Below are 13,676 nucleotides of genomic sequence, written 5' to 3'. Positions count from 1 at the left end.
CAACTCTATCCCCCCCGTACGCGTTGCCGGCTACCTGAATTCGTGCGAGCGCGCAGCCCAGTGCACTTCATTGCTGACGTCATTGTGGAGACGTTTGACCCGCTGAATCATTGGCTCGTGAAAGAAGCGGCAACAGGACGTCAGGTCATCATTTTCACCCATAATCTTCTGTTCTTCAATGAGGTGGTTGACGCAGCTGCGCAGGCCAATCCGCCGATTCCTCTTGTTCGAAACTACATCAATAAGTCCGAATCTGCCGGTTTTGGCTTGATTAGCGAAACTGACGAGCCGTGGATCGCACAGTCTGTCACGAAGCGCATCGACACTCTCAAGACGCGTCTGAAGAGCTTCGACGGCGCCACTGATTTCACTAGCGATGTTTGGCGAAGGTCAGCGAAGGATTTCTACACCGATCTTCGGGAAACCTGGGAGAGGCTCGTTGAAGAAATCCTGCTCGGTAAAGTCGTCGAGCGATTTAGCAGCGATGTCAAAACGCAGAGCCTAAAGGGTGTTGTTGTCGAGGACGAAGACCACAAGAGAATCTATTGGGCGATGAAGCGAGTCTCGGAGCGTTCTGGACATGACATGGCGGCCGCCAAGGCCATTCCAGTTCCAACACCAGCTGATATGAAGGGCGATCTTGATGGGATCGACCAATATCGTATCGACACCATCAAACGAAGGAAGGATGCCGAAAAGCGGCGAATTGAATTCGAGCAGCCGCCTAAGGCGACCATGCTCTAGCTTGATGACTATTGTCGCCGTATTATACGTGATCGTCGTCACCCGGAGCGGTACGCTGTCCGCAGCCAGAATACCCCGCTTATAGCGCCGTGCGAGGGGATGCCAAGGAAGTTATCTGACGATTTTGGAACTACTGGAGTCAGCTTCGCCAGAAGCCACGAGATGCGCAGCAGGCACCTTTGAGCACTTGCGGAGTTGGGGTGGGTGCACGACTGGGCGCAGTCGGTAATCGCTATACCTGCCGAGTTACTCCATCTTTTCGATTAGTTACAAGAAGTCGAAAGGCGGATACCAGTAGAGCCTTAGCGACCTGCATGTTTACCAGATAGACGAACGTCTCGACGAACTTGACATCAATTTTCCGTTCTTCAAGGTAAAGGCAATGACAATTCGAAACCCGCCTCGGTCTGCGTTCATGCTTTGTACTGTCAAAGTCGCATAAATGGCAGTCTGGTGTGATGTCCGGAAATATTTGGCATTTCACGAGGTTTACCAGTCCGAAATTATGGGTCGCTGTTTGGTGACCTATGCAATTGAAAACACGAGGGTTTTCTGGCTGATGGTAGGGGGTTCCGGTCTTGAGACTGGGTTTACCAATGGGCTCAATGACACTTAATTCTGGATCGGCATTAAGCGATTGAATTTGCACAGAATATAGGCGCCCTTGTTGGTCAACCCCTCACGGTCGGCAACAGATTGGTCAACCCAAGACGACAGGATTGGTAAACCAGAGCTGCCCTCTCGACCAAGGTCCAGCTCTGCGCTTTCACTGTCGCCATTAAGCAGGTAAGCTTCTGCACGAGCGCCGGCACGACCTCCGAAGCTCGGCTTAATTCCGGACAGCGACAGATAATTCTGAACAGCACACTGGAATAGGTGTAGCGCTGGCCTCGCATTGCCTCCTTTCTCTCGCCACCTTAGTCCAATCCGAGCCGCTCAGCGCATAGGCTAATTTGCTCGTTGGCATTGCGATCCGCTGCCGCGATGCGCGTTATATTAAGCTGGAAACAGGAAGGCGACGGCGGGATCGAAAAAGATCCGGCGGCCGGAGTCGGGGCCATGCGGCTCCGCCGCGTCCGAGGTCGGCCTGACGTCGAGTTCCTCTCCGCCGGCCGTTCGCATCACGACGCGCCTGCGGTCGCCGAAGAAGGCGGCATCGATGAATTCCACTGCGAGCTCGGCACTTGCCGGGCCGGGAGTCAGGCGAAACGCTTCTGGCCGCACCATCAGCCGCGCCTTCTGGCCGCGATCGAAGGCCTGTGTGGTTTTCACGCCCTTGACGATCGAGCCGTCGGCGAGGCGGATCGTCGCCGCGCCGCCTGCGGTCTCGAGATGCTCGGCGGCCAAGAAATTCGAGTTGCCGATGAAGCCGGCAACAAACTCGCTCGCCGGCCTGAGATAGAGATCCTCACCGGTGCCGATCTGTTCGATGCGGCCTTCCCTGAACAGAGCGATGCGATCCGAAAGATGCAGCGCCTCCTCCTGGTCGTGCGTGACATAGAGGATGGTGACGCCCGTTTCGCGGTGGATGCGGCGGATCTCGGCCTGGATCTCCTGGCGCAGCTTCTTGTCGAGCGCCGACAGCGGTTCGTCCATCAACAGGATCGGCGGGTCGTAGGCGAGCGCGCGGGCAAGTGCCACGCGCTGCTGTTGGCCGCCAGACAGCGCGCCCGGATGGCGGTCGGCGAAGTTCTCGAGGCGTACCAGCGCCAGCATGTCGGCAACCTTGCGCTTGACCTCGGCATCCGGCCGGCGGCGCACGCGCAGCGGAAAGGCGACATTCTCGGCGACGCTCAGATGCGGGAACAGCGTGTAACGCTGGAAAACCATGCCGATGTTGCGCTTGTGTGACGGCACCGAGAGCAGCGATCTGTCTTCCAGGAGCACGTCGCCTGAGCTCGGATCCTGAAAACCGGCGATGGCGTAAAGTGTCGTCGACTTGCCGGAGCCCGACGGGCCGAGGAAGGTCAGGAACTCACCCTTGGGCACATCGATGGTGACGTCGTGGACGGCGACGAAGGCGCCGAATGTCTTTCTTACCGCGCGTATGGACAGGAAGGACCGGGTCATCTGGACAATTTTCTGCGAAGGAGTGCGGTCACGATCATCAGGCACAAGGTCAGGCCGACAAGCAGGCTGGAGGCGGCGGCGACGACCGGGCTGAGGTCGGCGCGCAGGCTGCCCCAGATCTTGACCGGCAAGGTTTGCAAGGTCGGGCTCGCCATGAAGATCGCCACCACGACCTCGTCCCACGAGGCCAGGAACGAGAAGATCGCCGCCGAAAAGATGCCGATCCTGATCGACGGCAAGGTGATCCTCAGCCGCGCCTGCAGCGGGCTGGCGCCGCAAACAATGGCCGCGTCCTCGATGGATTTGTCGAAACCCTCGAGCGCGGCAGTGATTGGGATGATGGCGAAAGGCAACGCCAGGATGGTGTGGGCGATGACGAAGCCGACCGTGGTGCCGGCGAGGCCGATGCGCAGGAAGAAGGCGTAGATGGCGATGGCGAAGACAACGACCGGCAGCACCATCGGCGTCAACAGCAGTCCGCGCAGGACTTGGCGTCCGCGAAACTCACCCCTGACCAGGCTGAAGGAGGCGAACAAGCCGATGACAACGGCGAGGATGGCGGCCATGGCGGCAATCCGGGCGCTGGTCAGCGCGGCATCGATCCAGGTCGGATCATCAAGCAATTGCTGGTACCATTTCAGCGTCCAGCCGGGCGGCGGGAAGGCCAGCCAGCGTGACGAGCCGAATGAGAGGAGCACGATGAAGACCACCGGCAGCAACAGGAAAGCCGCGACTGCCGCCGTGAAGCCGACAAGCGCCACGCGCAGCCATCCGAGCCTGTCGTAGTCGAGCAGCATCCTCAGATCCCTCCGCCGGCGTGCTTGGCGCCGACCAGGCGAAGCTGGATCGCGTAGAGCGCCATGGTGACGACAAGCAGGACAAAGGCGGCCGCACTGCCGAGCCCCCAGTTGAGCAGCGACTGCACCGTCTGTGTGATCATCTCGGCCAGCATCATGTTGGATGTGCCGCCGAGCAGCGCAGGCGTGACGAAGTAGCCAAGCGACATGACGAATATCATCAGGCCGCCGGCGGCGATGCCGGGAAGCGACAGCGGCAAAAGGATGCGGCGGAAGGCCTCGAACGGGCTCGCGCCGCAAAGGGCGGCGGCGCGCAGCGTCATCGGGTCGATAGCGCGCAGCGTTCCGACAAGCGGCAGGATCATGAAGGGCAGCATGATGTAGACCATGCCGATGGTGACGCCGGCCAGATTGTTGATGAGCGGCAGCGGCTCGTGGATGACGCCGAGCCCCATCAAGGCCCGATTGATGACGCCGGTGCGCTGCAGCAGCACCATCCATGCATAGGTGCGGGTGAGAAGGTTTGTCCACATCGACAGGATGATGATGCCGAAGACGACCGAGCCCATGGCCGGCGGCATGATCGCAAGCATCCAGGCGACGGGGAAAGCCACCAGGATGGTGACGGCGGTGACGACCGATGCGACCAGGAAGGTGTTGAGGAACACCCGTACATAGGTGCCGCTGCCGAACAGCGCCGCGTAGTTCTGCAAGCCGGGTTCAGGATCGGTGACGCTGCGCAGCAGCAGAGCGACCACCGGCACGATGAAGAACAGGCCGACCAGGAGCAGGGCCGGCAACGCACTGCCACTGCCGGCCGGCAGGCCGGCAGCCGAGCTGCGTCTGAAAAAACTTCCCTGCATCGAGCGGTCCTGTCTCGAAACGGGGCGTGCAAGCCGCGTCCCGTCAACCTGCAACGGCGCTACTTGGTCTGCCAAGCATACCAGCGTGTGGCGATCTCGTCGCGATGCTCGGCCCAGTAGTTCATGTCGAGGTTGATCTGGCCCTGGACATGGGCATCGGGCAGGGCTTTGACGGCATCGGCCGGCATCTCCGCCTTGGCCTTGGTGTTGATGGGCGCATAGCCGCTTGCCTCGGCGAATTTTGCCTGGCCGGTCGGGCCGGTGGCGGCAGCGAGGAACTTCATCGCGCTGTCCTTGTTCTTGGCACCCTTCGGCACGACGAGCACGTCGGCGGCGGTGAGGTTCTGATTCCAGGAGACGCCGATATCGGTGCCATCCTGCTGAAGGGCGAAGACGCGACCGTTCCACAACTGGCCAAACGCAGCTTCGCCGGAAGCAATCAGCTGCTGCGATTCGGCGCCGCCGCCCCACCAGACGATATCGGACTTGATGGTGTCGAGCTTCTTGAACGCACGGTCGAGATCGAGCGGATAGAGCTTGTCCGCCGGCACGCCGTCGGCCAGCAAAGCGATTTCGATGACGCCCGGCGCCGACCATTTGTAAAAGGTCCGCTTGCCGGGAAACTTCTTGGTGTCGAACATGTCGGCCCAGCCGGTCGGTTCGCCCGGGATGGCGCCCTTGTTCCAGGCGAGCACGAAGGAATAGTAAAAGCTGCCGACGGCATGCTCATTGCTGAAGCGCGGGTCGAGATCGGCCTTGGGCACGACCGCATAGTCGATCGGCTCCAGCAGCCCGTCCTTGGCGGCCTTTATGGCGAAATCCATTTCCACGTCGACGACATCCCAGGTGACGTTGCCGGCGTCGACCATGGCCTTGAGCTTGCCGTAGTCGGTCGGCCCATCCTGCAGCACCTTGATGCCGGAGCTGGCTTCGAAGGGTGCCGCCCAGGATTTGGTCTGCGCCTCCTGCGTAGTGCCGCCCCAGCTGGTGAACGCCATCTCGTCGGCCTTGGCGGCGGTCGCCGCGAGCAGTCCGGCCAGCAGGCCGGTCAAAATCAGTTTCATGTCATTCTCCTCTGTTGGTCTGTTCTTGTTTTTCTCAGTGCACCTGCGTCCCGCGCGCCTCAGCGCATGACGAAGGGATCGGGGATCGGCTCGTCCGAGGTGTTGATCCATACGGATTTCGAGCGTGTGTAGTCTCTGATGGCGTCGAGCCCGCCTTCACGGCCGAGGCCTGACAGGCCGTAGCCGCCGAAGGGAACGAGCGGCGATACGGCGCGATAGGTGTTGACCCAGACGACGCCGGCATGGATGTCGCGCGCCATGCGGTGGGCCTTGCCGAGATTGCTGGTGAACACGCCCGAAGCCAGGCCGAAGGGTGTGTCGTTGGCCAGCGCCAGCGCTTGCACTTCGGTATCGAAGGCAAGCACGCTGAGCACTGGTCCGAACAGCTCCTCGCGCACACAGGGCAGGCCGCTGCTGCCGGCATCGATGATGGTCGGTGCGTAGTAGAAGCCGCTGCCGGCTGGCCGTGTTCCGCCGATGACCAGCATGCCACCCGCGGCGAGGCTTTCCGCGACCACCTTCTCGACCCAGTCGCGTTGACGCAGCGTGGCGAGCGGACCCATTTCGGTCGCCGGATCCTGCGGATCGCCGATGTGGATCGCTTCGGCCTTGCGCTTGAGGCGGGCGAGGAATTCATCCTTCACCGAACGCTCGACCAGGAGCCGCGAGCCGGCGACACAACTCTGGCCGGTCGCGGCGAAAATGCCGGCGACGACCGCATTGGCGGCGCTGTCGAGATCGGCGTCTGCGAAGACGACGACCGGGCTTTTGCCGCCAAGTTCGAGCGTGGTGTAGGCGAGGTTTTCGGCTGTGTTCCTGACGATGGCCCGCGCCGTCGAAGGACCGCCGGTGAAGGCGACGCGTGAGACCAGCGGATGGCTGGTCAGGCGCCGGCCGCAATCATGGCCGAAGCCGGTGAGGATGTTGACTGTGCCCGAGGGAAAGCCGGCCTCGTGCACGAGCTCGGCGAAGGCGAGCAGCGGCGCGGGCCCGTCCTCGGAGGCTTTGAGAACGACTGTGCAACCGGCGGCGAGAGCCGGGCCGAGCTTGACGGCCGAAAGGAAAAGCTGCGAGTTCCACGGCACGACCGCGGCAACGACGCCGATCGGTTCGCGGCGGATGGTGACGTCGAGATCCGCCTTGTCGATCGGTATATGCGCGCCTTCATGCTTGTCGGCGAGCCCGCCATAATAGCGGTAGTAGTCGCCGACATAGGCAATCTGGGCACGGGTCTCGCGGATGATCTTGCCGGTGTCACGCGATTCCAGCTCAGCCAGGCGGCCGGCATTGGCGACGACGAGGTCGCCGAGCTTGACCAGCAATTTGCCGCGCGCGGTCGCTGTCACCCTGGCCCAGGGACCGGAGCGCAGTGCACGGTGCGCCGCCTCGACGGCGCGGTCGACATCGGCTTCGCTTGCTGCCGGCATTTTCGCCCATGGCGCGCCGGTCGACGGGTCGATACTGTCGAAAGTGGTGGACGGCAAGTCGAAACGGCCGTCGATGAAATTCCGGAATTGAGCGTCGGTCATGGGCTCGCGATCAGAGGAAGGCCGGCATCACCCGGTCGATGAACAGTTGCAGCGATTTCGTCTTGCGCTCGTGCGGGAGACCGCTGTCGATCCAGATCGAATACTGGTCGTAGCCGAGCGCTTCGTAGGCTTTCAGCCGGGCGACGACCTCGTCCGGCTCGCCGATCACCAGGTTCTGCCTGATCTTGTCCGCCGCATATTGCGGCATGGCCGCGATTTCATCTGAAGTCAGCGGTTCAAGCACGCCTTGATGCACCGGTTTCTTGTTCTGGAACCAGGCGCCGAACTGGCAGTAGAAGGTCGAGAGATCCTGCGCGAGGCGATCGGCATCGGCCGCATCCTCGGCGACGAATGTGTGCATCAGAAGCATGATTTCCGGCCGGGCAATATCGGGATGAGCATCGCACGCCGTGTTGAAGCGCTGCATCAGGCTGGTTACTTCGTCGTCACCGGAGGCAAGCGGTGTCACCTGCACATTGCATTTGTTGGCGACGGCGAAATCATGCGAGTTGGGATCGCGCGCCGCTACCCAGATAGGCGGATAGGATTTTTGCAAAGGCTTGGGTGACGAGGTGGTTGGCGGGAACGACCAGAATTCGCCGTTGAGTTCGAAATCGCCGTCCCAGAGACCGCGAATGGCGGGCACCATCTCGCGCATGCGCTGACCGGCGCCCCAGGCATCGAGTCCCGGGAAGAGGCGCTGGTACTCATAGCTGTAGGCGCCGCGCGCGATGCCGATGTCGAGCCGGCCGCCGGTGATGACGTCGGCCATCGCCGCTTCGCCCGCAAGCTTGATCGGATGCCAGAACGGCGCGACGATTGTCCCCGTGCCGAGACGGATGCGCTTCGTCTTGGCGCCAAGATAGGCGATGTTGATGAACGGGTTCGGCGAGATGGTGAATTCCATGCCGTGATGCTCGCCGATCCAGGCGGTCTCAAAGCCTGCCTGTTCGGCCATCAGGACCAGTTCCTCAAGCTCGGTCACAAGCTCGGAATGCGGCTTGGCCAAGTCTGACCGTTCCATGTGCACGAAGAGTGAGAATTTCATCCGTGGTCACCTGTATTGACGGCGGAAGCACGGGGGCTGGCGAGCGGCCGGACCTCGCCTTCGACGTCGTTGCCGACATAGACGCCGAAGGCATCCACCGAGCATTCCCTGACATAGCGCGCGAGCATGGAGCGGATCGCCGGATCGGCGACTTTCAATCCTTCGATCGCGTCGATCTCGATCAGCCGGATGCCGCGATCGCTGAAAGCGGGCACGTCGAACGTGCCGCGATAGTAGACATGCGTGCGCGAAACAGTTCCGGCGTCGTCCCAGACGGCGAACAGGAAGCCGAGCTGGGCCTCGATGGCCTTTGCCGCAAGCAGCCCTCGGAGGCTTTTGTCATCGCCAGCCGAGCCCAGTCCTCGGCCGCACGGCAGTTCGAAACCGTCCGCCGTTTCCAGGAACAGGATCCGGCCACCATTTTCGAGGATGGCGCCGACATCGGTGCCGGGCTGGGTGGCGGCCAGCGCGTCCTGGCTGAGGCCGGGTGCGACATAGGCGCCGCGGCAATAGCCGAGCGGCTGCGACGAGTTGTGCTCGAAATCGCGGACGCGGCCGATGAGGATCGAATGATCGCCGGCCTCGACCAGCCGCTCCATGTCGCAGTCGAAGGACGCGACGGAGCCGTCGAGCACAGGGCTGCCGGTTCGTCCGGGCCGCCATGCCACCGAGGCGAATTTGTCGGCCGCTTTCGAGGCAAAGATGCCGGACGCCGCCTTCTGACCCTCGTTGAGGATGTTGATGGCGAAGCTCTTCGATGTCGCGAAGACGGGATGGCCTAATGCCTTGTGCGCGATGCAGACGAGCACCAGCGGCGGATCGAGCGACACCGAAGTGAAGGAGTTGGCGGTGAAGCCGCGCGGCTCGCCTTCGGGGCCGATCGTGGTGACGATGGTGACGCCGGTGAGGAAGGAGCCAAGCGCACGGCGGAACTCGCCGCTGTCGAACCCGGTATTCGTCTTCGCAGTGCCGTCTTGTTCGGCCGCTTCGTCCTCTGTGAGGAAGTCAACGATATGGCGCGTGGTGAGGTCCGGTGCCGCGACCGCCATCATGTGCTTCTCGCCCGGCAGCACCGTGCAGCGGCCCTGCGGCGCCAGGCGTGCCATCGCGGCCGACATTGCCGGCGAAGAGTTCCTGTCCTCGGAGCCGGTCATGAACAGGGCCGGCACGGCCAGCGTCGGCAGGCGGTCAGCATGATCGCCGTCGGCACGAGCGAACAGGCGATAAGTGCGGGCATAGCCTTCCGGGTCGACCGCGCTCAGTGCGGATGCCGTCTTCCGCGCTGCCGCTTCCAGCGCGGCCGGCACCGGATCGCCGAACCAGCGGGCAATGGTTTGTGCCGTACCGGCCATATCGCTGCGGCTATTGAGCGCCACCGCTCGCTGGCGTACAGCTTCGACCAATTCAGGTGGGCGGCGGAACACCGCATTCAGGGAAACGATGCGGTGGACGCGCTCCGGTGCGCGCAGGGCCAACTCCTGGGCAACGAGCGCACCCATCGAATGGCCGACGACGGATATCTTATCGAGGCCGAGATGATCGAGCAGGCGCATGGCCTGGTCGGCGTAGTCGGCCAGTTCCGGGTGCTGCGGCGGCAGTGGCGACTGGCCGTGGCCGAGCATGTCTATGGCGATCACGTCAAAGCCATTGGCCATGCGCTCGATCTGCGGCTGCCAGATCGCGGCGTTCATGCCGACGCCATGGATGAACAGCACCGGCGAGCCCGATCCGGCGCGGATGAAGCCGGTGCCGTCGGGAGCCGTGCCCTGTCGAGCCCATGCGGAAGCGTCAGCCATGCACGTCCCCAAGCTCCTTGAGGTCCTGATAGCGGTCGCCGATGCGGTGATGCGGGCGACCGCCGATCGAAGCGCCAAGCGCGACCACCAGCTCGTCCGGCGCCGGCGCATCGCCGATCTGGAAATGCACGGTCAGGTAATGCGAGCGCCGTCCCTCGTCATTCTTGTCCATCAGCGGGATCATGATCGGCGTGTTCGGCCCGCCGCGCAGATTGGTGAAGGCAAGATAGGTCTTGGCGCCGACGGCACGGCGATAATGATTGCCGAAATGCAGCGTGTGGATGAGCGCCGAGGCATGCTCGATCTCGCCTGAGGTGCCGCAAATGGCCGCCTTGCCATAACCCTCGATTGCCTCGCCGGAACCGGCGATGGCAATGATCTCGCGGGTCAGGATCTCTCCCAGCACCGGGGCAGAGGCGCGGATTTCGGGCGACAGATCGTCGGTGAAGCCGCGACCGGCCCAGGGATTGGTCAGCACCGCGGCGACCCCGATCAGGCGCAGCGGCCGGGGGGCAGCCTTGCCACCTTCGATCAGCGTGTTCTCGGTATAGGTCACGATCTTGCGGATAGCAGGCTGCATGAAATCCTCGGGTCGGCGATGCCTTGGGATCGTGTGATCCCCATATCATCTTATGGTATACCATGCTATGGAGCGCCAAGTACCTTGTCAACCGGGCATGGAATCTGTTTTGTGGCGGCGCAGGAGGCAACACAACACATGCCAGACGACACGCTTCGCATCGACCGCAGCGCCAAGACCTTGAGGACGCTGGCGCTGGAGCGCATGCGCGACGCGATCATGGATTTCCACTTCCAGCCTGGCGAAAGGCTGGTCGAGCGGCCGCTTTGCGACCAGCTTGGCGTCAGTCGTTCCGTCGTGCGCGAGGTTCTGCGGCAGCTGGAGGCCGAGGGCCTAGTGCAGATGATACCGGGGCATGGGCCGGCTGTGGCCAAGCCCGACCTCGGCCGCACCGACGAGATCTATGAGCTGAGGGCTTTGCTCGAAGGCATCGCAGCGCGTGCCTGCGCCCTGTCGGCCACCGACGCGCAATTGGCCTTGCTCGACCGCGCCCTGGCCAATCTTTTCGACGCATGGGCGTCCGGCAAACCGGCCGAGGTGATGCGGGCGACGACGAGCTTCTACGAAGTGCTGTTCGAGGCCGCGGACAAGCGCGTCGCCTGGGAGATCGTGACCGGGCTCAATGTCCGTATCAACCAGCTGCGTTCCATGACCATCCTTTCGGCCAATCGCCGCGAGCCTGCGATCGCTGAGATGACCGAGATCATGGACGCCATCCGGTCGCGCAAGCCCGATAAGGCCGAGGCGGCGGCGCGCCGGCATGTCGAGTCGGCATGGCGGATCGCTCGAAATAAATTGCGCGTGGACGGTCTCTCGCAATCCACAAGCGGATGAACCGAGCATTCAACGCCGCATTAGCCAGATTCCCAGAGATATTAAAAGTCGCGTAAGATGCAGTGTGGAACAGAATTGAGTTCACTGCGCCAGTATCTTTGCCGCTTACGAGCCGAGGACGAAATCAAACACTGGTTGAGGCCGACCAAGTGGCACGTCCCGCAACGCAGCGGGGACCCTTGTTGCTGCTTCGGCATAGTCGGCGAGAATTGCTGGCGGGAGGCCAAGCGCGTTTTCGACAATATGTTCCGACGGGCCGTTCAATCGACGAAACAGCATTGCGGCGCGCTGAGAGTGGCGCACCGCTGCAGCAGTTTTGCCCTCACGTATCTTCACGCCGGCTGCCGACAACAGGATCAATGCTTTAAAGAACACGCGTGAAGGGCCGCCTCGGTCCGCAACCTGCCAGAGACCTTCCCAAGCCTCATGTGCTTCCCAGTAATAACCGTGATTGAAGAGGTCGAGGCCCCTGAGGAATGGATCTGAGCCAAGCGACGCATCTGCGGTGACCGGCATCGGCTCGACACGATAGCTATGTCCAGCGGGATCGCGGACGGGATGCGGATACCTGCCGGGCAAGTACGCGTAGGCTGGAAACCCCTTTTCCGGCAGGTGCCGAGGACGCGATGTCGAGCCAATGGCCATAGAGCATGGTATCATAGGGATGGCGCGGTCCGGTACGTGTACTGCCTGGCGGTTGGCGACAATGTGGAAAGGCCGGCGCGTCGCAGCGATCGAACCGAAATTCTGAGGACGCGGCCCGTACTGCCGTTTGATCCTGTCGTCGGTTTCGACCTCACCCTGACGAGGTTCGGTACTCGCCTGCCCTTGCTGCCGGCGACGCGGCTGGCGCCAAGGCCTTGATGCTGTGACCGCGCGCCGCGCATTGCGGGCAATGGCAACGAAGGACCACAAGACGGCTCAGACCCTCATGCTGAGGCTGAAGACTTTTCAGCGAACCCCGAAAAAGGAAACAACAGGTCTTCGGTCTTCATGATGCATCAAGCGGTCGCCCTTTGCAGTCCGCTGAATGTGTTTTCTGGACGCGGCAGACCGAAATGGTCCCGTAGCGTTGCCCCGTCATAGTCGTGCCGGAAAAGTCCGCGCCTGCGCAAGATCGGCACCACCTCCTCGGCGAATATGTCGAACCCGCCCTGTAGATAGGGCGGCATGATATTGAAGCCGTCCGCGGCACCATTGTCGAACCATTCCTGGATTTTGTCGGCGATCTGTTCGGGTGTCCCGGCCTGGACCCAATGCCCGCGCGCCCCGGCGAGGCGGTGCAGCAACTGGCGGATGGTTGGATTCTCGCGCTCAATGATGTCGAGTACAACGTGGAAGCGGCTGCTCGCGCCGCGCTCGCCCTCAACGCCGATGAGCTCGCGCGGAAATGGCCCGTCCAGATCGTAGCCGGAAAGGTCGGCGTCAACGATGCGGCGTAGCTGGTGAAGAGAGTATTCCGGCTGCGTCAGCTCATTGAACTCGTCATGCAGTGCCCGGGCTTCCGCCTCGGTTGAACCGATGAAGGGACTGATGCCGGGTAAGACCTTGACGTGATCAGGGTTGCGGCCAACCGACTTCACGCGCGCTTTGATGTCAGCGTAAAATTCCTGCGCGTTGCCGAGTGTCTGATGGGCTGTAAATATCGCCTCGGCATAGCGGCTTGCGAATGATCGTCCGTCTTCCGATGAACCCGCCTGGACGTAGACCGGACGCCCCTGTGGTGAGCGCGGAAGCGTGAGCGGGCCCTTCACCCGATGATATTTGCCGATGTGATTGATTGAGTGGATCTTGTCAGTGTCGGCAAAAATTCCAGAGTCCCGGTCCGAGACGAGCGCGTCGTCCTCCCAACTGTCCCAGAGCTTGGTCACACATCAACGAATTCGCCGGCGCGCTCGTAACGGTCGGCATGGGTTGGATGTCGGTCAAAGCCGAAATTCAACGCCGCGGACGCATCGCCCGTCGTGACGATGTTCCAACCGGCGCGCCCGCCGCTCAGATGATCGACCGAAGCGAACAGCCGGGCGAGGTTGTAGGGTTCGTTGTAGGTGGTCGAGGCGGTCGCGATGAAGCCGATGCGTTGCGTCACGGCGGCAAGCGCCGAAATCCAGGTCAGCGGCTCAAGCCTGAAGCGGCTTGCGTAGCGGATGTTGTCGGCGAGCGCCGGCCCATCGGCAAAGAACAGCGCGTCGAACTTGCTCGCCTCGGCCTTTTTCGCCAGTTCCTGATAATAGGCGATGTCCAGCACTCTCTCAGGGGCGGAATCCTTGTAGCGCCAGCCGGCTTCATGATGGCCGCCAGGATAGATGAAAAGATCGAGCTTCAATTGTCGTGATTCGGCGGGCATATGT

Annotated in this window: 11 protein-coding genes and 1 pseudogene; 2 read left to right on the top strand and 10 right to left on the bottom strand. The window is 62.2% G+C overall.

The window, feature by feature from the left end; genetic code table 11:
* Positions 1–60: 60 nt before the first annotated feature.
* Positions 61–744: a hypothetical protein gene (locus CKW40_RS31695; protein ID WP_244571366.1), complete on the top strand. Its 684-nt coding sequence runs from the start codon at positions 61–63 to the stop codon at positions 742–744.
* A gap of 996 nt (positions 745–1,740) precedes the next feature.
* On the opposite strand, the gene CKW40_RS31690 is transcribed toward CKW40_RS31695, so the two are convergent.
* Genes CKW40_RS31690 through CKW40_RS31655 form a run of 8 tightly spaced genes read right to left on the bottom strand, consistent with a single transcriptional unit; the run spans position 1,741 to position 10,491 of the window.
* A complete protein-coding gene (locus tag CKW40_RS31690) occupies positions 1,741–2,814 on the bottom strand; it encodes an ABC transporter ATP-binding protein (RefSeq protein ID WP_095203689.1) in 1,074 nt (357 codons plus the stop codon).
* Entirely contained in the window at positions 2,811–3,611 is an 801-nt protein-coding gene (locus CKW40_RS31685) for an ABC transporter permease (RefSeq protein ID WP_095203688.1), read from the bottom strand. The genes CKW40_RS31690 and CKW40_RS31685 overlap by 4 nt, the downstream gene beginning before the upstream one ends.
* Positions 3,612–3,613: 2 nt before the next feature.
* Complete coding sequence (locus CKW40_RS31680; protein WP_095203687.1) at positions 3,614–4,474, bottom strand: ABC transporter permease; 861 nt, start codon at positions 4,472–4,474, stop codon at positions 3,614–3,616.
* Between the two features lie 59 nt (positions 4,475–4,533).
* Positions 4,534–5,538 carry an ABC transporter substrate-binding protein gene (locus CKW40_RS31675; protein ID WP_095203686.1) on the bottom strand — a complete coding sequence of 335 codons (1,005 nt, stop codon included), beginning with the start codon at positions 5,536–5,538 and terminating at the stop codon, positions 4,534–4,536.
* Between the two features lie 59 nt (positions 5,539–5,597).
* A complete protein-coding gene (locus tag CKW40_RS31670; RefSeq protein ID WP_095203685.1) occupies positions 5,598–7,067 on the bottom strand; it encodes an aldehyde dehydrogenase in 1,470 nt (489 codons plus the stop codon).
* A 10-nt stretch (positions 7,068–7,077) separates the two neighbouring features.
* A complete protein-coding gene (locus tag CKW40_RS31665) occupies positions 7,078–8,115 on the bottom strand; it encodes an LLM class flavin-dependent oxidoreductase (RefSeq protein ID WP_095203684.1) in 1,038 nt (345 codons plus the stop codon).
* Entirely contained in the window at positions 8,112–9,911 is a 1,800-nt protein-coding gene (locus CKW40_RS31660) for an alpha/beta fold hydrolase (RefSeq protein ID WP_095203683.1), read from the bottom strand. The genes CKW40_RS31665 and CKW40_RS31660 overlap by 4 nt, the downstream gene beginning before the upstream one ends.
* Positions 9,904–10,491 (bottom strand): amino acid synthesis family protein, encoded by a 588-nt coding sequence (locus tag CKW40_RS31655; protein WP_095203682.1) that lies wholly within the window; start codon positions 10,489–10,491, stop codon positions 9,904–9,906. Before CKW40_RS31655 ends, CKW40_RS31660 begins: the two co-directional genes overlap by 8 nt.
* Positions 10,492–10,629: 138 nt before the next feature.
* On the opposite strand from CKW40_RS31655, the gene CKW40_RS31650 reads away from it, so the two are divergent.
* Positions 10,630–11,325 (top strand): GntR family transcriptional regulator, encoded by a 696-nt coding sequence (locus tag CKW40_RS31650; protein ID WP_095203681.1) that lies wholly within the window; start codon positions 10,630–10,632, stop codon positions 11,323–11,325.
* A 105-nt stretch (positions 11,326–11,430) separates the two neighbouring features.
* On the opposite strand, the gene CKW40_RS31645 is transcribed toward CKW40_RS31650, so the two are convergent.
* Complete coding sequence (locus CKW40_RS31645; RefSeq protein ID WP_244571365.1) at positions 11,431–11,841, bottom strand: DUF309 domain-containing protein; 411 nt, start codon at positions 11,839–11,841, stop codon at positions 11,431–11,433.
* Between the two features lie 485 nt (positions 11,842–12,326).
* Positions 12,327–13,672 (bottom strand): annotated as a pseudogene (locus CKW40_RS31640) (LLM class flavin-dependent oxidoreductase).
* Positions 13,673–13,676: the final 4 nt, after the last annotated feature.

Source organism: Mesorhizobium carmichaelinearum, assembly GCF_900199455.1.
GTDB classification, from domain to species: domain Bacteria; phylum Pseudomonadota; class Alphaproteobacteria; order Rhizobiales; family Rhizobiaceae; genus Mesorhizobium; species Mesorhizobium carmichaelinearum.
Note: the sequence above shows the minus strand (reverse complement) of the source record. Positions and strands in the feature narration are given on the sequence as shown.